Source organism: Odoribacter laneus YIT 12061, assembly GCF_000243215.1.
Classification (GTDB): Bacteria; Bacteroidota; Bacteroidia; order Bacteroidales; family Marinifilaceae; genus Culturomica; species Culturomica lanea.
The window spans coordinates 1,608,058-1,634,156 of sequence record NZ_JH594596.1; the positions used below are offsets into that span (position 1 = coordinate 1,608,058).

The 26,099-nt window shown below is 42.5% G+C and carries 21 protein-coding genes; 2 read left to right on the plus strand and 19 right to left on the minus strand.

Annotated elements, in window-relative coordinates; genetic code table 11:
- Positions 1–397: 397 nt before the first annotated feature.
- From pepT to HMPREF9449_RS06820, 19 genes are all read right to left on the minus strand, one after another.
- Positions 398–1,615 carry a peptidase T gene (gene pepT / locus HMPREF9449_RS06730; RefSeq protein ID WP_009136501.1) on the minus strand — a complete coding sequence of 406 codons (1,218 nt, stop codon included), beginning with the start codon at positions 1,613–1,615 and terminating at the stop codon, positions 398–400.
- A 71-nt stretch (positions 1,616–1,686) separates the two neighbouring features.
- On the minus strand, positions 1,687–3,651 hold the full coding sequence (locus HMPREF9449_RS06735; protein WP_009136502.1) for an OPT family oligopeptide transporter: 1,965 nt from the start codon (positions 3,649–3,651) through the stop codon (positions 1,687–1,689).
- A gap of 332 nt (positions 3,652–3,983) precedes the next feature.
- The gene (locus HMPREF9449_RS06740) at positions 3,984–5,933 is read right to left on the minus strand and encodes an LruC domain-containing protein (RefSeq protein ID WP_009136503.1); all 1,950 of its coding nucleotides are present in this window, start codon (positions 5,931–5,933) and stop codon (positions 3,984–3,986) included.
- 248 nt (positions 5,934–6,181) lie between these two features.
- Positions 6,182–6,895: a LytR/AlgR family response regulator transcription factor gene (locus HMPREF9449_RS06745; protein WP_009136504.1), complete on the minus strand. Its 714-nt coding sequence runs from the start codon at positions 6,893–6,895 to the stop codon at positions 6,182–6,184.
- Positions 6,896–6,908: 13 nt separating this feature from the next.
- Positions 6,909–7,949: a sensor histidine kinase gene (locus HMPREF9449_RS06750; protein WP_009136505.1), complete on the minus strand. Its 1,041-nt coding sequence runs from the start codon at positions 7,947–7,949 to the stop codon at positions 6,909–6,911.
- A 153-nt stretch (positions 7,950–8,102) separates the two neighbouring features.
- Positions 8,103–9,323 carry an ABC transporter permease gene (locus HMPREF9449_RS06755; RefSeq protein ID WP_009136506.1) on the minus strand — a complete coding sequence of 407 codons (1,221 nt, stop codon included), beginning with the start codon at positions 9,321–9,323 and terminating at the stop codon, positions 8,103–8,105.
- Between the two features lie 58 nt (positions 9,324–9,381).
- Positions 9,382–10,122 carry an ABC transporter ATP-binding protein gene (locus HMPREF9449_RS06760; RefSeq protein WP_009136507.1) on the minus strand — a complete coding sequence of 247 codons (741 nt, stop codon included), beginning with the start codon at positions 10,120–10,122 and terminating at the stop codon, positions 9,382–9,384.
- Positions 10,123–10,150: 28 nt separating this feature from the next.
- Positions 10,151–11,365 (minus strand): efflux RND transporter periplasmic adaptor subunit, encoded by a 1,215-nt coding sequence (locus HMPREF9449_RS06765; RefSeq protein WP_009136508.1) that lies wholly within the window; start codon positions 11,363–11,365, stop codon positions 10,151–10,153.
- Positions 11,366–11,383: 18 nt separating this feature from the next.
- The gene (locus HMPREF9449_RS06770; protein WP_009136509.1) at positions 11,384–12,715 is read right to left on the minus strand and encodes a TolC family protein; all 1,332 of its coding nucleotides are present in this window, start codon (positions 12,713–12,715) and stop codon (positions 11,384–11,386) included.
- A 330-nt stretch (positions 12,716–13,045) separates the two neighbouring features.
- Positions 13,046–13,930, minus strand: a complete 885-nt coding sequence (gene atpG, locus HMPREF9449_RS06775) for an ATP synthase F1 subunit gamma (RefSeq protein ID WP_009136510.1) — start codon at positions 13,928–13,930, stop codon at positions 13,046–13,048.
- A 184-nt stretch (positions 13,931–14,114) separates the two neighbouring features.
- The gene (atpA, locus tag HMPREF9449_RS06780) at positions 14,115–15,692 is read right to left on the minus strand and encodes a F0F1 ATP synthase subunit alpha (RefSeq protein WP_009136511.1); all 1,578 of its coding nucleotides are present in this window, start codon (positions 15,690–15,692) and stop codon (positions 14,115–14,117) included.
- Positions 15,693–15,758: 66 nt separating this feature from the next.
- Positions 15,759–16,298: a F0F1 ATP synthase subunit delta gene (locus HMPREF9449_RS06785; protein WP_009136512.1), complete on the minus strand. Its 540-nt coding sequence runs from the start codon at positions 16,296–16,298 to the stop codon at positions 15,759–15,761.
- Positions 16,299–16,375: 77 nt separating this feature from the next.
- Complete coding sequence (gene atpF, locus HMPREF9449_RS06790; RefSeq protein WP_009136513.1) at positions 16,376–16,873, minus strand: F0F1 ATP synthase subunit B; 498 nt, start codon at positions 16,871–16,873, stop codon at positions 16,376–16,378.
- A 57-nt stretch (positions 16,874–16,930) separates the two neighbouring features.
- Positions 16,931–17,185: an ATP synthase F0 subunit C gene (gene atpE / locus HMPREF9449_RS06795; protein WP_009136514.1), complete on the minus strand. Its 255-nt coding sequence runs from the start codon at positions 17,183–17,185 to the stop codon at positions 16,931–16,933.
- 51 nt (positions 17,186–17,236) lie between these two features.
- Positions 17,237–18,292, minus strand: a complete 1,056-nt coding sequence (gene atpB / locus HMPREF9449_RS06800) for a F0F1 ATP synthase subunit A (protein WP_009136515.1) — start codon at positions 18,290–18,292, stop codon at positions 17,237–17,239.
- Positions 18,293–18,361: 69 nt separating this feature from the next.
- Positions 18,362–18,595: a F0F1 ATP synthase subunit epsilon gene (locus HMPREF9449_RS06805; RefSeq protein ID WP_009136516.1), complete on the minus strand. Its 234-nt coding sequence runs from the start codon at positions 18,593–18,595 to the stop codon at positions 18,362–18,364.
- 22 nt (positions 18,596–18,617) lie between these two features.
- Positions 18,618–20,123, minus strand: a complete 1,506-nt coding sequence (gene atpD, locus HMPREF9449_RS06810; RefSeq protein WP_009136517.1) for a F0F1 ATP synthase subunit beta — start codon at positions 20,121–20,123, stop codon at positions 18,618–18,620.
- Positions 20,124–20,339: 216 nt separating this feature from the next.
- On the minus strand, positions 20,340–20,717 hold the full coding sequence (locus HMPREF9449_RS06815; RefSeq protein WP_009136518.1) for a hypothetical protein: 378 nt from the start codon (positions 20,715–20,717) through the stop codon (positions 20,340–20,342).
- A 345-nt stretch (positions 20,718–21,062) separates the two neighbouring features.
- Positions 21,063–22,733 (minus strand): putative transporter, encoded by a 1,671-nt coding sequence (locus HMPREF9449_RS06820; RefSeq protein ID WP_009136519.1) that lies wholly within the window; start codon positions 22,731–22,733, stop codon positions 21,063–21,065.
- A gap of 321 nt (positions 22,734–23,054) precedes the next feature.
- Here HMPREF9449_RS06820 and HMPREF9449_RS06825 point away from each other — a divergent pair, with 321 nt between their 5' ends.
- Together HMPREF9449_RS06825 and HMPREF9449_RS06830 are read left to right on the plus strand one after the other, a co-directional pair.
- Positions 23,055–24,437 (plus strand): aminopeptidase P family protein, encoded by a 1,383-nt coding sequence (locus HMPREF9449_RS06825; protein WP_009136520.1) that lies wholly within the window; start codon positions 23,055–23,057, stop codon positions 24,435–24,437.
- Positions 24,438–24,466: 29 nt separating this feature from the next.
- Positions 24,467–26,098, plus strand: coding sequence for a dipeptidase (locus tag HMPREF9449_RS06830; RefSeq protein ID WP_009136521.1), 1,632 nt, complete (start codon positions 24,467–24,469; stop codon positions 26,096–26,098).
- The last annotated feature ends 1 nt before the right edge of the window (position 26,099 follow it).

The following is a 26,099-nucleotide window of genomic DNA, read 5'->3' on the forward strand; positions in this document are numbered from 1 at the left end:
CCTAAAAATTGGATTTCTAAGGTCGAATCGGATTTTACCATACCTGTATCACGACGATCGAATATAAAATAGTAACGGCTTTCACGAACCAAATCTTGCAAAAATTTTTGAGGAGAAGGATAACCGTACTTTTTATAAAGTGTATCCAGCTCTCCATTACCATTTATCTAAAAAACATCTGTAAACCCGGCTACAAAGGGGGACAATTATTTTTTCAAAAGAGAGAATTCAGGCAAGAGAGAAATGAAAAACCATCCGGAATTTTATAACGACGCCCCCAACAAATAAAAACTCAGAGACTTTGCAAAAGCAGAAAGTTCGCTTTTCAAAAATCTCTGAGTGATTTATAAGCTCAAAGCTTATTGAACCGAAAAATTTTAAGACCGGACAAAAAAGTTTATTTGGCCCATAATTTAACTAAATTCAATAGGGTTTGCATGGCTTTTTGCATGGTGTTTAAGGAGCAATATTCATATTTACCGTGAAAATTCATTCCGCCGGTAAAAAGGTTCGGACAAGGTAATCCCATGTAAGAAAGCCGGGCGCCGTCGGTACCTCCGCGAATGGGCCGTACAAGGGGAATCACCCCAGCTTCTTTCATGGCTTCGAGAGCTTTGTCGATCACTTCGGGATAAGGTTCCACCATTTCCCGCATATTATAATATTGGTCTTTTAGATTTAAGGTAATAACCCCTTCCCCGTATTTTTGAGTCAAATAATCCGTTATCCGAATGAGATATTGTTTTTTGGCCTCAAATTTTTCCCGGGAATGATCCCGGATAATATATTCAACCACAGCATTCTCCACGCCCCCGCTGATATTGGTCAGATGGTAAAATCCTTCATACCCTTCGGTGTGTTCGGGCCGCTCCCAAGCCGGGAGCATACTGTTGATTTCAGTAGCCAACTGCAAAGCATTCAGCATTTTATCTTTGGCATACCCCGGATGGATATTACGTCCCTGTATGACAATCTTAGCGCCGGCAGCATTGAAGTTCTCATATTCCAGCTCCCCTTCGAAACCGCCGTCCATAGTATAGGCAAATTTCGCTCCGAAACGGGGCACATCGAAATAATCGACTCCCCGGCCAATTTCTTCGTCCGGTGTAAATCCGATCCGTATTTTTCCATGCGGAATTTCCGGATGTTTAAGCAGGTATTCCGCGGCCGTCATAATCTCTGCCACTCCGGCCTTATCGTCTGCTCCCAGTAAAGAAGTCCCGTCAGTAGTAATTAAGGTGTGCCCCTTAAAGAAAGCCAGTTCCGGAAAATCCGTTACCGTCATTACCAGATTTTCATTCAGACGAATATCCTTGCCATCGTAATCCGTCAAGATCTGCGGACGGATATTGGCCCCGTTCATATCCGGACTCGTATCCACGTGAGAAATAAAACCAATCACGGGGCGATCTTCATACCCTTGTGTAGCCGGAAGAGTACCCATGACATAACCGTATTGGTCCATTTCCACTTCCGTCAGTCCGAGCGATTTCATTTCGTCGGCCAGGTATCTGAGCAATACCAGTTGTTTGTCCGTAGAAGGAAACTTTTCACTCTCCGGATCACTCTGGGTATCGAACCCTACATATTTTAAAAAACGTTCTTTCAATTCCATATCTTCAATTGTTATTCGTTTATCGTCAGCAAAACTGAATTCATTATACGAAGAATAGTACCTCCTGCGTTCTATTCTTTTTTCCCTCTCAACGCATCCCAGATAAAATAGCCGATAATGACGATATACATCACGACAGCCAACCACTCTGCTCCGCTCCAGGCTCTATACCAATCTGCTCCGGCATATTTCAATATAGCACTGATCACCCCCATCAGGGCACCGCCGGCAATAAATCCGGAAGCGATCAGAGTACCCCTGTCCCGTCTGGCTTTATTCACGGCTTCGTCTTTGCTGCGGGTAGACACAAACCAACTCACCAACCCACCGACCAATAAGGGCGTATTCAATTCCAACGGAATAAACATACCCAAAGCAAAAGCCAAAGCCGGTACGCCAATCATGGTCAGGATCAAAGCCAAAGCTGCTCCGGCAAAATACAACATCCAAGGAGTAGCCCCACCTTCCATCAACGGCTTGATCACGGCAGCCATCGCATTGGCCTGAGGAGCTACCAAAGCCCCTTCTCCGGTAAAGCCGTAGGTCTTATTCAAAATAATCATCACTCCGGCAACCGTAGCAGCAGAAACAGCCGTACCCAGAAATTTCCAGGTTTCCTGTTTGGCCGGAGTGGTTCCCAACCAATAACCGATCTTCAGGTCAGTAATAAACCCACCTGCCATAGACAAAGCCGTACAAACAACCCCTCCGATCACCATAGCGGCCATCATACCGTTTGTTCCGCTTAGCCCTGCACTGACTAACACCAGAGAAGCTAATATCAAAGTCATCAATGTCATTCCGGAAACCGGATTCGTTCCCACAATAGCAATGGCATTTGCAGCCACCGTCGTAAACAAGAAAGAAATGACAAAGACAATTAAAATAGCAACTACTGTCTGAAACCAATTCCCCAATACACCGAACTGGAAAAACAGGAAAGTCGTAACCAAGGTTGCCAAAATGCCAATCATAATAAACTTCATCGTCAAATCCTTCTGCGTCCGTTCCACCGTTTCCTCTGCCGTTTTCTTCCCTTTCAGCTCATTGACCGCCAAACCAACAGCCTGACGGATAATTTTAGAAGAACGGATGATCCCGATAATACCGGCCATAGCTATACCGCCAATACCGATGTGCCGGGCATAATTGCGAAATATCTCTTCCGGACTCATATCCCTCAGCAAAGTCGTAATCCCTTCTCCCACGGCAATCGTTTGTCCATCCCCAAAGTAACTGATAAAAGGAATCAACACAAACCATACGGCAAACGAACCCGCACAAATAATCGCAGCATATTTCAATCCGATAATATACCCCAAACCCAATACTGCAGCACCTGTATTTACTTTGAATACCAATTTCAATTTTTCCGCCAGCAACTCTCCCCAACCGACAATACGGGTAGAAATATTCTCTGTCCACCAACCGAAAGTACTGATAAAAAAATCATACAACCCTCCAACCAATCCACTAATAGCTAATAATTTAGCCTGATTTCCTTTCTTTTCTCCCGACACAAGCACTTCTGTGGTGGCCGTAGCTTCCGGAAAAGGATATTTCCCATGCATATCCTTGACAAAATATTTCCGGAAAGGGATCAACATCAGAATCCCCAGCAAACCTCCCAACAGAGAAGAAAGAAATATCTGGTAGAATTCAGCTTCCAAACCTAAAATGTACAAAGCCGGTAAGGTAAAAATAGCCCCGGCAACGATGACTCCCGAACTGGCTCCAATGGATTGAATGATCACATTCTGCCCCAACATATTGTTCTTTTTAGCCAAATTTCCCACCCCGACAGCAATAATGGCAATCGGGATAGCAGCTTCAAATACCTGACCGACTTTCAGCCCCAGATATGCTGCAGCAGCGGAGAACACTACAGCCATAATAATACCGAATACCACAGAATATAGGGTCACCTCCTTCGGTTTACTATTTGCCGGCATCATCGGTTTATACTTCTCTCCCGGTTTCAGTTCCCGATATGCATTTTCGGGCAATGAGTTCAATTTCTGTTCCTCTTGTTCCATTCTATGTTTTGTTTTTGGTTTTTTACACGCACCCAAAGATAAATATTTTTAACAAAAATTCAAATGTATAAGCCAAGCCCTATGCATTTGTATCCGTTAAAAAATTTCTCTTCCCCCTCTATGATCTTTTGCTCTTTTTTTATCGTAGTCAGCTATCCTATTTTAACAGAAAACTCTTATCCCGAGAATACTGAAAAAAGAATTACATCTTTTTGATTTCCGGTAGCAAGGAAATAATTTGTCCGCCATCCCCCAGAAATAAAAAAGGCTACAGTTGCCGATACCCCTGTAGCCTTTTATGAAAAAGAAAAATCTGTCTTCTTAATTCTGTTTTATTTGTTCGGACCTGTATAATGATTATACCAATCCTTATACTTTTGACCTTCTGAGTCAGCCCATTTTATAAAGTCAGGATATTCCGAATCAATACGCTGGGTTTCTGTCACGACCGTAAAACCTAATTTTGGAATATCGATGGCAAAGGGATATTTTCCTTCACGGTCGACATAATACATATCTTTTTTACTCCCAATCAACTCAGGATCCACCATAGAAGTCGCTTCATGTTTCGGCAAATGAACTTCTGTCCTGTTCGGTTGTCCCGGAATATATTTTACAATAATGTAAGGATTGTATTCTTTCAAATCCTTTTTATTAAAACCTTGCCCTGCACCGAAATCTCTGGTAATCGAAAAAGTTTTCAACTGAGCAATTTTCACATTGTCAGTGACAATAATAGAAGAAGTTACATTTTCTGTCTGTACTCCATCAGCAGAAGAAACTTTACCCCATTGATCGGGATCGATTTGATAAGCAAAGGCATTTTTAAATAAAGCGCCATCGTGAACAGGTGTAAAACAATCTTCAATCTTAGTAACAATATTGTTTTTATTAAAAGACACTTTACGTGCGTATTCAATGACGACGTCATTCATATCGTAATCGCCCCCGCTAGGCCAGATATCTTCAAAAGCAAGCGTCCCGCTTACCGTTTCTATTTCATCCGGTTTATCCGTAGGAACATTCGGATCGATATCCGGTCTGTTAGGGTCCTCTACAGCCTCCATCGGACTGGCTTCTGTATAAAACAATAAATCGCAATAACTCTTATTTCCTCCATCCTCAACGCCGATAATCAATTTTCCGGATTTTTGATCAGAAAGAGTGATATAATTTTGTTTCACATCATTCGAGGTAATCAGAGGAGCATTTTCTTTTATCTCATCCGCGAGTTCGAAGAATGAACTGTCAAAACCATCTGCATAAATAAACCAACCGATTGTGTAGCCGGCAGGAAATTTGTCAGAAGCCGCGGCATTCCCATCTTCTCCAAAAAATTTCAATCGTACTTTATCCCCGCATCTGAGAATCCGATAAAATTGTTCATTATACGAAGGTGTAATGGATACATTCGGAAATACGATGTATTTTTTCACAGTTTTAACATCTACGTTATCCCCTTTGTAATAATAATAACCAAAAGTATTGTTATAGGCAGCATCTCTGTTGACAAAGACCACATCTACAGAGGCTTCTTTGGACAAATGCAGATTTGTCGTTTCCGGTCCTTTCACATAGGCAGAATTATCAACTTGTGAACCGGGACGCCCTCCCACTAAAAAATATTGCAAACGACTGACAAAATCACCAACTGATTCTTCTCCTACCCAAGAAGTCTCAGTAATATAATCTTTTATGGGTTCAAACGTTGCAGGATCATAAGTAAGATCTCCGAATGCTCCCCACTTACACAGGGAATAAAGGTTCCTTTTCCCGTCAATCAGGTATGGCGCTTTTCCCGGAAAGTGGTAAGCCCGTGTCACGGCTTTAGGAGCCGAACTCTGGGAGTGGGTTATATCAAAACGGACGCTTCCGTCTTTTACCTCAAGTTTCAGACATCCCGGTAATCCCCACGTTCCGGTATAAAGATATACCGTATTCACAGCCGCAGGAATGTTCATTTTTCCCTCGAACTTACCGTTTTCATCCGTATAAATTTTAAACAGCGCTTCTACTCCTTCTTTCTTTTCGCGTTCATTGTTTTCAGAAGCAAGCGGATTTTCATCGTAAACTTCAATTAAAGCTTTGATTCCAGGAGAATCGTAGTTTACATACAAATTTATCTCTTCGCGCATTCCAAATCCGAAAATTTCATTCGGGTCCGGAAGAGGATTTTTTCCCCGGTTAGGATCATATACATCATCATGCGTACATCCTGCCAGCAGACTGCTCAATATTACGAATACCGCAGTCAAAATCATCAGCAGCTTGTTTTGTTTCATAGTCAAATCGTTAATTCTGTGATACTTTTGGACAAAAGTAAGATTAACACCTGATATTGCATAAAAAAAACTTAATAAATCCAGTCGTACTGATTAATATATATGTTATGCATAAAAAATTACACATAAGCTTGAAAAGGCTTACCAATACAGCACCCAAATAAAAGTAAAACAGTTATACAAAATAGGGCATCCGCTGGACAATTCCCATTAACAAGAACAATACAAGCTAAGAAGACTCCTTTTCTTTACTTTACCCCCCTTTCACTCAAAAAGGCAGCAAATTTATCTTTATAGGAATCTGAAACGGGAATATACTGTTTACCGAAAATAATGCGGTTTCGTTCAATCACCTTAATTTTATCCCCCTGTACAATATAAGAACGATGCACCCGGATAAAATCTTCAGCCGGTAATAATTCTTCCAGAGTTTTCATACTCATCAAGGAAACAAGAGGTTGCGGTTCATCTTGCAGGTAAATCTTTACGTAATCTCTTAATCCTTCAATATAGAGAATTTTTTCTAATTCGATTTGTACCAGTTTGTATTCGGCTTTTACAAAGATATGCCTCAATTTATTTTTTACCGGTCCCTGTCCTATCCGCTCATACCATTGTAAAGCCTTATTGGCGGCCTGCAAAAAGTCGGGATAAGCTATCGGCTTTAACAGATAATCCAACGCATTCACTTTATAACTGTCTAAAGCATATTGTTCAAAAGCGGTGGTAAAGACAATCCGTACCTTATCTCCCAGCATTTTGGAAAATTCCATTCCGTCCAGCTCGGGCATCTGAATATCCAGAAAAAGCAAATCGATATTTTCAAACGACCTCTCCTGCATGGCCGTCAACGCACTGTTATATTTCCCACATAACGTCAGAAAAGGGGTCTTTTGTACATAACTTTCCAATAATCCTAAAGCCAAAGGCTCATCGTCAATGATACAACAATTTAAATTCATTTTCTCTTCTGATTTAAATTCTGATTCGTAATTCTGCTACAAATTTTTCCCCCTGTTTTTCTGTCACCAGCATATAACGGCCCGGATACAAAAGTGTCAGGCGTTTGCGCAAATTCTCCAATCCAATTCCAGAACCGCTTTTATCCTCCCGTTTTTTAGGGAAATAGCTGTTTTCCACCCGGCAAAAGACTTCCCCTTCTCCTACCGTATGCAATTCTATTGAAATAAAAGAAGGAGCTGTAGGACTTACTCCATGTTTAAAAGCATTTTCGACCAACGTAATAAAAAGCAAAGGAGCAATCTCCACATTTCTTTCCGCATAGATTTCTGTTTCTACAACCACCTCCAGCGGCAAACGGATTTTCATCAGAGCAATATAATTGTCGATAAATTCAATTTCTTTGGCTAAAGGAACCCGGTTTTGATTATTTTCATAGAGAATATACCTCAGTAACCGACTTAAATCGTGAACAGCATGCTGTGCCGTCTCCGGATTAAAAGCGATAAGGGAATAGATGTTGTTGAGGGTGTTGAACAGGAAATGAGGATTCAGCTGATTTTTCAGGCTTTTCAATTCGGCTTCAACCCGGCCTTTTTCCAATTCCTTCCGTTCCGTCTCCATTTTATACCAGTTCCCGGTCACCCGTATGGCAACGCTCAACCCGGCCGTCAATCCCATCAACATAAAATCACGGGAGATAACCATGACCTTGGGAGGACCCGGATGTCCTGAAAAAGCAGCTTTGATAAAATGCTGAAAATAAAAATGCATCCAAGCATCCAGACAAAAACAGATTGCACTGATAAGTAAGATATTCAATAGAATAAACTGAAAGAGTTTTTTCCGGAAAAGTACCCGATCAATCCACCAAAAATAATTCACGTAAAAAACGAGCATAAATGCTACCGGTACGAATACATATCCCAGATACCACTGAAAAGTTATCGGATTGCCTTCCCGACTGGCGAAGAAAAAGGGGAAACCGAACATAATTCCCCAGCCGATCAAATGGATTAACCACAGTAACGCCTGTCTTTTATCTGTTTGTTTCATAAGATCATTATTTTCTTTTTAACAGTCGCAAGAAACTTCTCTTCAGCATGATCTCCCTGTATATACCCAAATACAGAGAAGTTTCAGGAGGTATCCTTTTTAATGCATATCCTGAAATGCACATAAAGTTTTTACAAAGTTAAGGATTTTTTATTATTCATAGCGTATAGCTTCTATCGGATCTAAATTGGAAGCTTTCTGAGCCGGATACCAACCGAAAAATATTCCCGTAACCGTACAAACAACAAAAGAGAGAATAACCGAATACAACTGTACGTAAACGGGCCAACCGGCCATCATTTTCACCATCCAGGAAGCCCCCATACCCAAAATCACCCCGATAATTCCTCCTGTCACGCTGATCATAATCGCTTCTATCAGAAACTGGGCCAAAATATCCCGCCCTTTCGCACCGATAGACATTCGTAAACCGATTTCCCGGGTTCGTTCCGTGACCGAAACATACATGATGTTCATAATTCCAATTCCCCCGACCAGTAATGATATCCCGGCAATACAAGCCAATAGCATCGTCATCATATCGGTTGTAGAATTCATCATCGTACTCAATTCTTGTTGGGAACGAATGTTAAAATCATCATCGTCCACGTCCTTCAGTTTATGATTACGACGCAAAATACTCGAAATTTCTGCTTCAGCATCCTCCGTTTTTTCCTCTGTTAAAGCCGAACAGAAGATACTTTGTAAATGAGTGATAGCCAACACCCTTTTTTGTATGGTCGTATAAGGAGCAAGCATCAGGTCGTCCTGATCCATTCCCATTGTATTGTATCCCTTCGAGGCCAGCACCCCAATAATGCGGAAAGGTATCTTACCGAAGCGGATAATTTTCACTACCGGCTCTTCCCCATTCGTAAACAGATTGTCTACAATCGTCTTTCCAATCACACAGACTTTGGCAGAACTCAAAATATCCTGTTCAGAAAACATTTCGCCTTCGGCTACAGAATATTTCCGGATTTCCAGATAGTCCGGATTCACCCCATACATAGTTGTAGGATAATTGTTAGCTCCGTAAATGGTTTGTCCGCCACTACTTACGGAAGGAGAACAGGCGGATACATAACCGGCTTCATTTACAATGGAATAATAATCTTCCAATTTTAAACTCTGCATATCGGCAGCATCCAAACGGACTCCTCCACGCATATCGGCCCCCGGATGAATCATAATCATATTGGATCCCATCTCTGCAATCTGGGCACGTATACTCCGTTTGGATCCCTGTCCGATAGCTAGCATTGTAATTACGGAAGCCACCCCGATAATAATTCCCAGCATGGTCAGGAATCCCCGCATCTTATTATTTCCCAAAGCCCGTAAAGCTATTCTGAATAAATTCGTAAAGTTCATTCTTTTTCATTTTAAATTTGAGCCGAGGAAATAGTCCATAAAGTTTTTGACATTTCCTTTAATCTTCTGTTTTCGGCATAGCTGCCAAGGCTTCTTTTACAGAAGCAATCTTTTTATTTTCCGTATCCTGTATCACTCTCCCATCTTTTAGGACAATCGTACGACTGCTATAGGCGGAGAGTTCAGGATTATGCGTCACAAATACAATGGTTCGTCCCCGGGCATGCAAATCCTGAAACAAGCTCAGTATCTCAAAAGAAGTCCGGGTATCCAGGTTTCCCGTAGCCTCATCAGCCAATATCAGCACCGGATCGTTTACCAATGCCCGGGCAATGGCTACCCGCTGTTGCTGTCCTCCGGACATCTGATTCGATTTATGATAAAGCCGATCGTGCAATCCAACCGCCTCCAAGGCCGCTACTGCCCGACGCTCTCTCTCCTTGGCCGATATAGCCGGGTTATACATCAATGGCAATTCTACATTCTCTATCGAGGTTGTCTTAGGCAATAAATTATAAGACTGAAATACAAACCCGATCTTATGATTCCTCAGTTCCGCCCGTTCATTTTTTCCCATTTGCCGCACCGAATAACCATCCAACCGGTATTCCCCTGAGCTCGGAGTATCTAAACACCCTAAAATATTCAAAAGAGTCGATTTTCCGGACCCGCTGGTTCCCATAATGGTGACGAACTCCCCGGGCCGGATGACAAACGACACCTCCCTTAAAGCATGTACCGTCTCATTTCCGACCAGAAAATTCCGTTTTATATCTTTTAATTCAATAATTGCATTCATTATCCGAAAACATTTAAGCCCGCAAATTCTAATTTTTTGTTTTATTATTTTTCTTCTGTCCGGGAGGCTTCGGCATAAAAGGACTCATTTCTCCTTCTCCGGAAGCAGGTTGCCCGATTGTCTTTTTTCCAACAGCTACCATCTCTACTACCACTTCCTCATTTTCTCCTACTCCCTCCAGTATTTCAACCTGAGAATTAACGGTCGTCCCGACACTCACTTCTTTTTCCTGCAAAACTAAATCTTCCTTTACCCATACGGTCTTTTGCAAAGCTGTATTCTCTCTATTCAAGGGATATAATCGGTATCCGTTTGCCTGTGCCACTTGTTCATCTGGTACGAATTTCAACGCTTTTGCAGGAATCACCGGGACATCTTCTTTTTCCAAAGTATAAATAGATACTGTAGCAGTTAGTCCCGGTTTTAGTTTCAAATCAGGATTCGGCGCACTGATCACCACCTCGTAAGTCACCACATTCGACTCCACAGTAGCTTCCAACCGGACCTGCGTCACTCTTCCTTTAAATACATCATTGGGATATGCATCCACAGAAAAAGTCACCCGCTGTCCTTCTTCCACCTGCCCGATATCGGCCTCATCCACGTCAGCAACGACCTGCATTTCGGTCAGATCTTTAGCTATCGTAAACAAAGTAGGAGTTTCAAAACCGGCCGCTACCGTCTGACCTTCCTCTACTTCCCGGCTGATCACAACCCCGTCTATCGGACTGGTAATCACAGCATAACCCAGATTTCGTTGAACTTTTACAATATCTGCCCTCGATTTTTCATAAGAACTTTTAGCTTTTTCATAATCGTAAGTAGCTGTCTCATAATCACTGTCACTGATAAGCTTTTTCTCAAACAATACCTTTTTACGGGCATAATTTTTCTGTTGATAGTCGTATTCTGCCTTGGCATTTGCCAACACAGCTTCCTGCGATTCCAGTTCCGCCTGCAAGGTTACTTTATCCATTTCTGCTATCAACTGTCCCTTCTTAACCACACTGTTATAGTCCACATATATCCTATCGATAATACCGGATACCTGCGTACCGACATCCACTTTTGTCACCGGTTCTACGGTACCTGTCGCCGACACCATATTTGACATAGAACCGCGCATTACTTTTACCGTTTCCCAGCCTATCTTTTCCTTTCCGGAAGCTCCCAGAAAAAAATAGCCGCACAATCCCAAAACGAGCATAATTCCTCCGATTGTTACCAGTTTACTCTTTTTCATTTTATATCGATTTAAATTTTACCTGTATGATTCTGTCTGCATGCCCAACTGAATTCCTTTTCCCTGATAAAAATTCAGCAACTGCTGACTTAAAATAGCCATATACTTAGCCTGAATAATTTCTTGTTGAGCAATCAGTAAGTTATTCTTCTCGGTCAGCATTTCCAAGGTATTTTTCATCCCCAGATTAAACTGTTCCTGTACCAATGCAAAACTCTGCCGGGCCGCGTTCATACTTTCCATAGCCGAGCGATAACGGTCCTGAGAAGAAACAGCATCTAGATAAACGGTTTCCACCGTTTTCAATAAATCTTTTTGCATATTCAGGTATTCTAAATCCGCATTTTCCACTTTCAAACGGGCAATTTTTACCGCAGATTTATTTTTCCGGTTACTATAAATCGGAACACTTAGTGTCAACCCAATACTTTCGTTAAAATTATTTTTCATCTGCCTTGAAAAAGAATAATCCGATCCGGAACTATGAGTGCTACCGATTCCTGCCGTCAGGTCTAAGGAAGGCAGATAACCCGAACGCGCAACAGCTACGTCATACTCGGCAGAATTTACGGCCAATTGGCTACTCTTAATTTCCGGCATAAAATCAAGCGCTGCCGCATAAACAACTTCTTTAGATGGTAATCGTTGCAAGACATCACTTTCCTGGATTGCCGGAACATTCAATTCCACAACCGCAGAAATGTCCAATTCCAATAATTGCTTGAGTTCCAACTTTTTCTCCTCTAAAGTTGCCTGAGCTACCACCAATTGGTATTTATCAGCACTGTACTGGGATATCAATTGAGCTAAATCACTTTGAGCTATATCCCCAGCCGCATATAATTCACGGGCTCTGTCGCATTGTGCCGCTGAAATCTCCACCGTTTTTTTATTAATTTCCACAGCTTCAGCAGCATACAAAACCTGCAAATAGCTTTCTGTAATAGCGATTTCAATATTATTTTCAGCTTCCTGTATATATAATTCCTGAATTTTATCCTGTAATTGCTGTTGCTTTAGGTTTAAACGCAGCTCTCCTCCCCGATATAGGCTCATCGAAGAACTGAAACCGTAAGTGCCCGTATAGCTATTTTTATCGGTATCTATGGTCTTGGGGTGATTTACTAAATTCTGACCGGAAGAAAAAGCCAGAGAAGGAAAAAGCTGCGCCCGGGTTTGTAAGGTATTCTCTTTGCTTTCTTCTAAAGCGATTTTACTTTTTTTGACCTGAATATTCTGATCTAACGCATAATCAATGCAATCTTGTAAACTCCACAATTTCTCCTGAGCACTTCCCGGCAAAGTCGTACAGAGAGAGAAAAGTAGAACCGAAATCATCATCCCTTTCATAATTTTTTAGTTTAAGTTTGTGTTCCCTCTTTTAAGCTGACTCTAGGAACATTTTACACAAACAAAAGTAAAGGATGTATTTTTCGGAGACAATTTTATTAGACATACCCTTCCTTTCCGTCGACTAATCCACAGTTTATATCGATAAACGCAAAGAGATAGCCCAGAGGGACGGACCTTTTCTGCGAAAAGCAGAAATCACTTAAAACTCAATTATTATCCAGGTTTCTTAGAAATAAAATTAAAAAAATTACACATTAGGGCACGTCCCTAATGTGTAAAAGAAGAATTTTAAGAATGTATTTCTCTTAAACGAACGGAATCCGGCTTTTATTCCTGTACACTTCCACCGGCCATGTCCAGCAATTCTGTCGTAATTCCTTGCTGACGTAGCTTATTATATTCTAACTGTAGGCTACCCAGTAATTTATAGGCGTTATCGCTTGCCATTTGCATCGCCACAATCCGGATAGCCTGTTCCGAAGTCTGATTTTCCAATAGCACTTTATAAAACAAGGTCCGGATCATCAAAGGATAAAGGGTTTCGAAAATTTCCCGGCAACCGGGTTCATAAATATACATCCGCGGTTTCTCCAAATGGTCAGGCCCAGCCTGTTCATCTTGTTTACGAGGACTCAAGGGCAGCAATTGCAAGCGTTCCACAGTCTGGGACCCCATACTTTTAAAATGAGTATAAATCACTTCTGCCCGGTCGATTTCTCCCCTTTGAAAACGGGTAATCAATTCATCCGACAAAGCTTTCACTCCTTCTGCATACCGGCCCGTAACAAACGAATCCGGTATGTCTTTTAGCCCGATATTTCGCATCCTCCGGACATCTCCGATAATTTTTTTCCCTACCGGATAAACCTCCGGTTGCTCCACACCCTGCGTCCGATATTCTTCTACCGCCTGAACCAGTTTTTTATATAAATTAAGATTAAAAGCCCCGCACAAACCTTCATCCGATCCCAAAATCACTATTGCCACCTGTCGTACTTCCCGCTCCTGACGCAAAGGAGAAACAAAATCACAATCTCTTTCATTCACATGATTCAATATCGACCGCAACTGTTCTTCATAAGGCATAGCCCGGCTCAACGCTATCTCCGCCTTCCGCAAACGGGCAGATGAAATCATCTTCATCGCTCCGGTAATTTTTTGAGAAGATTGGACGGAACTAATCCTCCGCTTCAGTTCACGCATGGTTGCCATAAATATTCCTTTTTATTCTTCCTTTACCAAAAGAAATTTATTTCTCTTTATTACACGTATTAATTTTGTTTCATCCTCGCCAATACCTCTATCGGAAACCCGCTAACAAATGAACTTTTAAATCGTCTCCCCTATCCTTTTCGTTGCCGCCCTCATCCCCCTCCGATTCCGGTTTTGCAAATAACTATATTTTAAAACGTTCAGCCACCTCTGCTGCTACAGCAGTCATCAGTTCTTCCGCTTTTTCATCCAATATACCTGCCTTCAATCGGTCCAACACTTCTTTCCGGTAACGGGCATTTAACAACTCCAAGTATAATTTTTCGAAATCCGACACATGGTGCAGAGGCACGTCTTTCAATAAGCCCTGCGTACCACAATAAATAACGGCGACTTCTTCTTCCACAGGCATAGGAGCATACTGGGGCTGTATGAGTAATCTCGCATTTTTACGTCCCTTATCGATCACCATAGCTGTCACCGCATCCGTATCTCCTCCGAACTTAGAAAACGCTTCCAATTCACGGTATTGCGCCTGATCAATTTTTAATGTTCCGGCTATTTTTTTCATCGATTTTAACTGAGCATTTCCACCGACACGGGAGACGGATATGCCGACATTAATAGCCGGCCGGGCACCCTCATTAAACAATGCCGTATCCAAAAAAATCTGTCCGTCGGTAATGGAGATAACGTTAGTCGGAATATAAGCAGAGACATCCCCGGCCTGCGTTTCAATAATCGGTAAAGCCGTTAGGGAACCGCCACCCTTTATCAAAGGCCTGAGCACCTCCGGCAAATCATTCATCTGTGCAGCCACTTCATCACTGGAAATAATACGGGCCGCCCTTTCCAACAAACGGGAATGCAGGTAAAATATGTCTCCCGGATAAGCTTCCCTCCCGGAAGGACGCCTCAGAATCAGGGAAATTTCCCGATAAGCCACAGCTTGCTTGGAAAGATCGTCGTATACCACCAGGGCGTCGCGTCCGCTATCCCGGAAATATTCTCCGACAGCAGCTCCCGCAAAAGGAGCATAATAACGCATCGCTGCCGAATCCGAAGCGTTGGCTGCAACAATAATACAGTATTCCAAAGCCCCCTTTTCCCGCAAGGTATTCACCAAAGTAGCTACAGACGAAGCCTTTTGACCAATGGCCACATAAATACAATAAACCGGTTTCCCTTTCTGAAAATTTTCCCTTTGGTTGAGTATGGTATCGACAGCAATTGCCGTTTTTCCGGTCTGCCGGTCTCCGATAATCAACTCCCGCTGTCCCCTGCCTATCGGCACCATCGAATCGACAGCTTTAATTCCGGTTTGTAACGGCTCCTTTACCGGTTGACGGAAAATAACCCCCGGCGCTTTCCGCTCCAAAGGAAGTTCAAGCGTATCCCCCTCAATCGGTCCCGCCCCGTCGATAGGATCTCCCAAAGTGTTGACGACCCGTCCCAATAAACCTTCCCCGACTTTGATGGAAGCAATATGCCCCGTCCGTTTTACCGTAAAATTTTCTTTTACCCGGTCGCCTGCATTCATCAAAATAACCCCTACATTATCCTGTTCCAGGTTCATCGCCACACCTCTCACTCCATTTTCAAACTCAACCAACTCACTTGAACGTACATTATCCAATCCAAATACATGAGCCACTCCATCCCCGACTTCCAAAACGGTTCCGACTTCCTCAAAAACCGTCTTTGTATCTATTCCTTTAAGCTGCATTTCGAGTATATCCGAAACTTCATCCACTTTACTCATAACATTTTTTTTTAATTCGCTTACCTAACTTTTCACTCCCGAACATTTCTCCCCTTCCGCCCGTTCTTACACGTTCAACAATGCAGAACGAATCTGTTTCAATTCTTTCCTCACAGAAGCATCCAATTGCTCCGAACCGATTTTTAAAATAAAACCACCGATGATCTGAGGATCTATGGAGCTGGAAAATTCCACCTGCCGGGAAGTATGTTCAGTCACCAACTTCTGAATTTTCTCCATTACGGCCGGTGCCAATTCCTGTGCCGTAATAATATTGACCCGGATAATACCGTTTGCCTTGCGATAAATATCCTCATAAATAAAAGCAATCGTCCGCAGATAACTTTCCCGGTGGTTTTTGATCAATAACCGTATAGCCCGTATATAAGCCTCTCCCGGCTCAATACCGATAGCCGTAGAAAGCAACAATTCTTTGTCCCGGGGAGACAGGACAGGATTTAATAAAGCTTTTTGCAGATCCGGATAAGCTTCGTAATTCTCCAGAAACAACTTCATCTTCTCATAGACCAGTTCTTCTACTCCCAATTCCTTCGCATACCGGAATAAAGCTTTAGCATACCGCTGTGAGATCAAACCCTCGTTCATGTTTTACCCTTTATACTAAAATTTACGGTCCGCTCTTTCCGAAGTTACCGAAAGAAAACGTAAATTATTTATTTTCATCAATTCTTATTTTCCAGTTCATTCAGAAATTTTTCCACCATTTCTTCCTGAGCTTTGTTTCCGGATAAATCTTCCCGGATCACTTTCCCGGCAATTTCCAGAGACAATTTACTTACCCTCCGTCGCATCTGTACTTCCGCCTCTTTTTTGGTCTGCTCAGCAGCTAAACGAGCGGCTTCCAGTACTTTTTGAGCTTCCTGCGAGGCCGCCTTCCTAGCCTCTCTTACAATACTCTCCTTCAAACGCTGAGCTTCCTGTACGATCTCCAACTGACGACGCTGAGCTTCTGCATACAGAGCCTGAGCATCTTTTTCTGCCTGTTTCTTTTTTTCTACCGCCTCCTGAGCATATTGTACCCCCTTGTCGATAAAATCTGCCCTTTCCTCCACACTCTTGAGGATCATCGGCCAGGCAAACTTTGCCAATATTCCCAAAAGAATCAGGAAAACAACCAACATCCAGAATACCAGCCCGAATTCCGGCTCAAATAATGCCATAACTTCATTTTTTATTGGGAAGAAAACGGTAAACAGCCTTCTTACCCGAATTACCTCTTATACAAATAATGCAATAATACAAACAATAATAGCAAACAAAGCCACCCCTTCGATCAAAGCAGCTATTACAATCATATTTGTCCGGATACTGTTTGTTTCTTCCGGTTGACGCGCAATCGCATCCATGGCATTCGCCCCGATTTTACCGATGCCGATACCCGCGCCGATAGCAGCTAAACCAGCTCCGATACAAGCACCTATTTTTGCCAGACTTACGCCAGCTGCCATCTGTAATGCAATAAAACTTAACATACTTCTCAAATTTAAATGGTTATCAATATTTTTTCTTTTCTCAAACGAAGACTAGGAAGCGGATTTACTTCCCACCCTTGCCAAACTAATAAATATAGTCGACAACATCATAAACACATACGCCTGTATAAAACAAATCAAAAAATCAATCACATTCATAAATACGGCAAATAAAACAGCAATCACGGTCGACCCGGCAGTAGCCGCTGCCCCCAAAGCCCCGAATACAAATATCAGCGCAATCAGTACTAAGGTAATCAAATGTCCGGCCATCATATTTGCAAACAAACGGATCATCAAAGCGATAGGTTTGGTAAAGACGCCGAAAATCTCTATCAAAGGCAATATCGGCAAGGGGAATTTCAACCATCCCGGCACATCCGGCCATACCGTTTCCTTCCAATACTTTTTTGTTCCGGATACATTTACCACAACAAAGGTACATACGGCTAAAACCAGTGTAACAGATATATTTCCCATCACATTTGCCCCTCCCGGGAAAACGACAATCATTCCCAGCCAATTGGAAAACAGGATAAAGAAAAACAACGTCAGCAAATAAGGAGCAAACCGCTTCGCCTCCCCACCTAACACAGGCACTATCACTTCCCCGTAAACCATATCGATTATCATCTCCACAACGCCTAAACCCCGCCGGGGTGCCAACAGAGGATTCCGCCTGTACCACCGTTTCAAAGGAAAAAGTACGAACATAACAACAACAGCCGTAATGAACAACGCCAACACATTTTTCGTCACCGACACATCCAACGGCCTGTATTCTTCTCCATTCTTCTCTCCTACTATTTTACCAGCATACTTTCCACTGGAAGCAATATAAAACCCTTCGTATGCCTTTCCTTCCCGTAAACGAGAAGAGCTGAAAACAGACCACCCTCGTTGCCCATGCAAAATAACCGGCAAAGGAATCTCCAGAAGCTTCCCATGAGGCAATACTATACTCCAGCCATACTCATCTCCCAAATGACTGAAAATAGCCTCTTTCGGATTAAACCTCCCTTCCTCCTTTCCCTCCTCTGCCGCAAAAACTTCTGCGGTGAACAGGAAAACGAACAAAGTGGATAAACATATAATTATTTTCTTCATATACAACATTTTGAGTAAACAAACCCATCTTTCTCCTGCTCCCTCAAAACCACATCCTTTCTTTTACACTCAATTTAAACATACGGCAATCTGATTGTCCCTCACTTCCACAATTCCCCCCTCTACCGCAATCTTTACCTCCTTGCCTTCGGCCACATACACAATTTCTCCCCGTAATAAGGTCGAAATCAAGGGTGCATGATTCTCCAATACAGTAAAAGGACCACAGCTTCCCGGCAAAGTCACCCGGTCGACCGCCCCGTCAAAAAGAATTTTCTCTGTGGATATAACCCTCAGTATCATAATTTCTAAGTATTGCTTCTATTTATTTGCCGGCCTTCGCCATCATCTCTTTTCCTTTCCGGATGACCTCGTCTATGGTTCCCGTATTCATAAAAGCCTGCTCCGGATATTCATCCATTTCTCCGCTCAGAATCATCTTAAACCCGCGTATTGTCTCTTCCAGAGGCACCATAACCCCCGGAAGACCGGTATATTGTTCTGCTACATGAAAAGGCTGGGATAAAAAGCGCTGTGCACGTCTTGCCCTCGCCACCACAGTCTTATCGGAATCAGATAATTCATCTACCCCCAAAATAGCGATGATATCCTGCAATTCGTTATAATGCTGCAATAATTCGATCACTTGCTGTGCAGTACGATAATGTTCTTCCCCGACAATATTGGGATCCAATATTCTGGATGAAGACTCCAAGGGATCTACAGCCGGATAAATACCCAATTCCGTAATCTTACGGCTCAACACCGTTGTCGCATCCAGGAAATTAAAAGTCGTCGCAGGAGCGGGGTCCGTCAAATCATCTGCCGGCACATAAATAGCCTGCACGGAAGTAATGGAACCGTATTTTGTAGAAGCAATTCTCTCCTGTAATTTCCCCATTTCCGAGGCCAGCGTAGGCTGATATCCTACAGCAGAAGGCATTCTGCCCAACAAAGCGGATACCTCCGAACCGGCTTGTGTGAACCGGAAAATATTATCGATAAAAAGTAATATCTCATTTCCTCCTTCATTGGAATCCCGGAAAGTCTCAGCCACCGTCAAACCGGACAAAGCAACCCTCAGACGGGCTCCGGGAGGTTCATTCATCTGTCCGAACACCAAAGTAGCCTGCGATTGATTGACTTTCTCCATGTCTACGCTTTTCACATCCCAATCTCCTTTTGCCATCTTCTCCCGGAAAACTTCTCCATAATTAATCACGCCGGACTCTATCATTTCCCGCAACAGATCGTTCCCTTCCCGCGTCCGTTCCCCGACACCCGTAAAAACGGAATAACCATTGTGTCCTTTGGCTATATTATTGATCAATTCCATGATGAGCACAGTCTTTCCGACCCCAGCTCCTCCGAACAACCCGATCTTCCCGCCTTTCGAATAGGGTTCCAGCAAATCGATCACTTTAATTCCTGTCAACATGAATTCTTCGTTAATCGACAGATCTTTAAATTTAGGAGCTTCCTGATGTATAGAACGCGTTTCCGAATAATCCAAAGGAGCCAAATGATCTATGGCGTCCCCTGTCACGTTCATCAATCTTCCCTTGATCTGTCGTCCTACCGGCATCGTCAGAGGATGCCCCAAATCCAAGGCCTTCATGCCCCGATGAAGCCCGTCTGTGGTATCCATAGCCACACAACGTACTGTATCTTCCCCAATATGCTGCTCGACTTCCACAATCAATTTTTCTCCCGAATCCCTCTCGATTTCCAGCGCTTCGTAAATCGGCGGTAAACTTTCTCCGCCCTCCTCAAATATTACGTCTACCACAGGACCGATTACCTGGGTTACATATCCGAATTTCTCTGCCATAATTTTAATTTATGCTTTCAATACTCCCATACCACAAACTTTTAACGAAATTTCGTTTAAAAAAGTTGTCTTAAAGGTTAATTCAAAAAATATACCAATTCTTAAAAAAATAGGATAACGTAATAAAATTTACACTACAATAACATACCTAAATAAACCTATTTCTTTTTTTAAGAAGCACTAAAAATTGTAGATAAAAATGACAAGAAAAGACATCTAGATTATAATCTTCCGCAGGAAATAAATATAAAAACCCTCTAAATAACGGACAGACAATAGATTTTTATATTTATCCGCTTCCAGGGATATCAGTAAAGCCGTTCTGCTGTTACGATTGGCTAACATCGTTCCCCCCGCCGCAAAAGTAATTCCCTTGTATTGATCGGACAGATCCAACGTATAAGCCAGGATCTCGTCCCCTCTTTTACAAAAATGAAAGAAATTTTTCCCGCAGAATTGCTCCGCAACGTTTCCCGCTATCGACATTTCCGTGAGAACAGGACTGTCTTCCTCTATATACCCTTTCTTTTCTTCCTTCATTTCTGAAAAAAGAAACAGTAATACAATCCATATACCCAAGAAAGCCAGCTTCATTTCTTTTACTTTTCATGCAAATATAAAAAAAGATTTAATATAAAGTAAGGGGTAGAATTGTTTTAGCTGATTTTCCTGCTAGCTGTAACGCTTCAAATCTCTTTAGGAGATAAGGAGGTTACCTCAAAATCCAAGTGTTTCAGAAAAGCGGAACAGATGCCGAAAGGGAATACATAAAAGGAAAAAACAGATCCGGTTTACTTATTCATTCAAGGAATATGTTCTATCTTTACCTGTAAGAATTTCACTCAAGGGAATAAAGTAAAAGATCTTTTTTCCCAAAAGTTTCTTTCAGGGAAATTAGATTCTCAAACTGAATCCCGTTTTTAAACTGGCCTTTCGGTTTCAGACAAAACTCAGTACCAAAGCCTGAGCCGTCAACACTCTTAAAAACATAGTCAGGGGATATACAGTAGCATATCCCACGGAAGGCATATCATTCCCAGAAGTAGCATTGGAATAAGCCAATGCGGGCGGATCTGTCATACTGCCGGCAATCAGGCCCATTAAAGTAAAATAATTCACTTTATAAACCCAGCGGGCAATAATACCGATAATCATCAAAGGAAGGAAAGTAATGATAAAACCATACCCTATCCAAGAAAAGCCCCCTTGGTTTACGACTGTTTCTACAAATCCCTCTCCCGCATCCAGTCCGACACAAGCCAGGAAAAGGGCTATGCCGATTTCCCTCAGCATCAGATTTGCACTCATAGTCGTATAGGTAACAAGCTTATAATGAGGACCAAACCGACTAATCAGAATCGCTACAATTAAAGGACCTCCCGCCAATCCTAACTTTACAGGTTGAGGAATTCCGGGAAAAGCAAAAGGAATACTTCCTAAAATAATCCCCAGGGCAATACCTAAAAATAAGGGTACTAAATTGGGTTCCCGCAACCGACGCAATGAATTTCCCAAAACTTTTTCTACGCCAGCTACATCGGTTTCTGTCCCGACTACCGTCACCCGATCGCCTATTTGCAATTGCAAACCGGGATGGGCCACCAAATCCAACCCAGAACGGTTCACACGTGTAATATTGATGCCGAACCCACCCCTTAAATGTAATTGCCCTAATGTTTTTCCATTGACCTCTCCCCGGGTAATCAGAATCCGGCGGGAAACTAAATTGGTATCCAATTTTTCCCATTCTGCCCTGTGCATCGGGATTCTTTCCCCTATAAAAGCTACAATTGTATTAATATCCTGTGTAGCGGCAATGACAAATAATTTATCCCCTTCTTCCAGATAAGTCCCCGACTTTGCAATTTTCAATCCTTTTTCTTCATGCAGGATACGGGAAATTACAAACTTCTTATCGATCAGGGAAGCCACTTCCGATATTTTTTTCCCGAACAAAGCCGGATTTCTAACCACTAAGGAAACATGAGTCGCCCGGGAGGCTCTTTCGTCTGCAGCCTCCTGTGCACTCCGGTTTTCTTTTTCAAAAGAGATCCGGAAGATATAGCGGATCAACACAATAGCCAATATGATACCGATCACACCCAGAGGATAAGCCACAGCATATCCCATCGCAATAGAAGGAAGTTCAATCCCTGTCATATCATAATAAGCCTGCTGAGCTGCCCCCAATCCCGGGGTATTGGTCACAGCCCCCGATAATATCCCTACCATAGTAGTAATAGGAATACCTGTAATAAAATGAATCCCGCAAGTAATTATCACGCCTAAAAAGACCACTCCCGTTGCTAAAAGATTCAAGGTAATTCCTCCTTTTTTAAAAGAAGAAAAAAATCCGGGACCAACTTGTAATCCAATAGAATATACAAAAAGAATTAACCCGAATTCCTTTAAAAAATGAAGCGCATGAGAATCCATCCGCAAACCAAAATGACTTAAAATAATGCCGACAAAAAGAATCCACGTAATTCCTAATGATATACCCGCTATTTTAATTTTACCTAAAAAAATACCGACAAATATCACCACGGCAATCAATAAGATCGAATGCCCGATACCCGTTCCGAATAGTAAATTATTCACCCATTCCATAACTGTTTAGCTTAGAAAAGTCCTTGTTAGCTTTCCTCCATGTCGAAGATATCCCCTCGTTTTGTTTCGCAAAATTATATATTTAAAACGGCAGGAAAAAGTTTTACCGGACATAAATATATAACGAATAATTTATACCTTTGGAAACCTAAAAATTAGCCAATGGTATTATTCAATCGTTTCATATTAAAATACAATACCGATTACAAAGGGCTTTACGAATGTCAGATTTGTTAGTCTTTTGAAAGATTCATTTTCTTATTTTGCGATCGTTGCAAAATGCTAGTCTTTTATAATCCAGAAATTTTAATTTTATTCCTTATGTTTTCAAAAGAAACTTATATCCATAGGCGTACTCGCCTGAAAAAAGAAGTAGGAAATGGTATTTTACTTTTCCTGGGAAACGCTGAAAGCAGCATGAATTATGCCGACAATACTTATCCTTACCGTCAGGATTCTACTTTTCTGTATTTTTTCGGTTCGGATTATGCCGGTTTATCTGCTGTCCTTGATGTAGAAGAAAATAAAGACATTATTTTCGGAGATGAACTCACCCTGGACGATATTGTCTGGATGGGTACCCAGCCGAGTATACGGGAAAAAAGCGAAAGAGTCGGTATCACCGAAATCCGTCCTGTAGCCCAATTGGAAGAATATCTGAAAAAGGCAATATCCCAAGGACGTAAAATCCATTATCTGCCACCTTACCGAGGAGAACATATCCTCCGGCTCTTTGAATTGCTCCGCATCCCTCCCGACCAGCAAGCTAAAGGAAGCTCTGTCGATTTTATCCGGGCTGTCGTCAATCAGCGAAATTATAAATCCGCAGAAGAAATCGAACAAATTGAAGAAGCCGTAACGATTTCGGCGAATATGCACATAAAAGCAATGCAAATGATCCGCCCGGGTATGAAAGAATCGGAAGTAGCCGCAGCCGTTACGGAAATCGCACTACGGGACGAAGGGAATCTTTCTTTCCCGGTCATTGCGACCGTACACGGGCAAACCCTGCACAACCATTATCATGGACATATCGCCCAAGAAGGGCAGATGTTTTTGCTGGATGCCGGAGCGGAAAACCGGATGCATTACGCAGGCGATCTTTCTTCTACTTTTCCGGTAGGCAAACGATTTACCGAACGTCAAAAGGAAATTTATAATATCGCCCTCCACGCTCACCAAACGGCAGTAGCTGCCCTCCAACCCGGTCTTATGTTTAAAGATATCCATCTGAAAACAGCCGCTACCCTGGCAGAAGGCCTGAAAGCCATCGGCCTCATGAAAGGAGATCCTCAGGAAGCTGCACAAGCCGGAGCCCATGCACTCTTTTTCCCTTGTGGATTAGGTCATATGATGGGACTGGATGTACACGATATGGAGAATCTGGGCGAGGTATGGGTCGGCTATGACGGACAACCGAAAAGCACTCTTTTCGGCTTAAAATCCCTCCGGCTAGGCCGTAAACTGGAACCCGGTTTTGTATTAACCATTGAACCCGGAATTTATTTTATTCCCGAATTAATCGACCGCTGGAAAGCCGAAAAACGTTTTACGGAATTCATCTGCTATGAAGCGGTAGAAAAATACAAAGATTTCGGGGGACTGCGCAACGAAGAAGACTATCTGATTACTCCGGAAGGGAAACGGAGACTCGGAAAATATGTACCTACTACCGTGGAAGAGGTAGAGGCTATGAGATCCTAAAAAGACTGAACTTTGTAAACAAAAGAAACATGAAAATAGTAAACATAACTTTTCTAATTCTCTTCATTGTCGCTTTTCAAAGCAAAGCCTGTACCGTTATCGTAGCAGGCAAAAAAGCGACAGTAGACGGTAGTGTGCTAAACTCCCATACCGATGCGGGAGCAGACTGCCGCATCCGGGTGGTAGCAGGACAAAAATATCCCGCAGGCAGTATGGCCCCGGTTTATTACGGTATACAACGTGTGGATCTTCCCCTGGAAGAAAATGGGGAAATTCTAGGTTATATCCCGCAAGTGGAACAAACCTACACCTATTTCCAATCGGCTTATTCGCATATCAATGAATACCAATTGTGTATTGGAGAAAGCACTCTCAGCCAACGACCGGAACTACAAGTCGACAAAGGAGAAGGCAAACAGATCATGACAGTAGAACAGGCTATGATTTTCGCCTTGCAACGCTGTAAAACCGCTGACGAAGCCCTGGAGCTCATCACTTCTCTTATGGAAAAATATGGTTTTCTACCTTCCTGCGGACCGGAATCGGAATGTCTGACCCTTGCAGATCCCGAAAAAATATGGGTACTGGAATTATTCAGTGTTGGCAAAAACTGGACCCCGGAAAGCGGAAAACCAGGCGTTATCTGGGCCGCTCAACGGGTTCCCGACGATCATATTGCCATTATCCCAAACTGGAGTATTATCAAAGAGATCGATCTTTCCCGACCGGAACAATTCAAAGCTTCTGCAAATTATCAGCAAATAGCTATCGAAAACGGCTGGTACTCTCCCGAAAGCGGAAAACCTTTTGTCTGGCAGGAAATATATGCCCCTATTCCACGGGAGTGGGCCACAAACCGTTTCTGGCTGTTTGCGACAACCTTTGCCCCGTCCAGCGCTCCCATAACCGATAGGAAAACAGAAAATCCGTTCGATAATCTGAATCAATACATCCAATATGTAGAGCCCCTGAATCTGTATCCCTTTTCTTTTAAACCGGAACACCTTGTTTCTGTACAGGATTTTATGAATTTCCAACGCTCCACCTTCACCGGGACGATCTACGATAAAGAAAACGATGCAGCCTGGTATTATTCCGGAAAAAACGGAGAATGGGTAAAAAGTAAACTGGCAACCCCTTTTCCTTCTTCCGAAACACAGAAATTACTGAAAACAACCCGCCGCCGGGCCGTGGCACGAGCAGACGGAGAATATGGAATGGTCGCACAACTTCGTTCCAATATGCCCCGGGAAATCGGAGGCATTTATTGGGTATTTCAAGACAACGCCTATACTTCTCCCTATCTTCCCCTTTTTACGGGAGTTAGCCGTATTCCAGAAGTATACTCTATTTACGATCCCCAACAATATAGCGACAATTCCGCTCGTTGGGCAATCGATTTTGTAGATAATCTGCTCTACCTGAATTGGCAGGACGGAAAAAAAGATCTCGAAGCCGCCCGTAAACCCCTGGAAGACGACTTTTTCAAACAGAATACAGAAATTGAAAAACAATATCTGGAATTGCAAAAGAAAAATCCGAAAAAAGCCCGGGAATTACTGAATACATACGCACAGGAATGTGCAGATAGAATCATGCATACTTACACTCAACTCAGAAATACCCTCATCACCAAATATACGAATAACAAGATGAGATAAA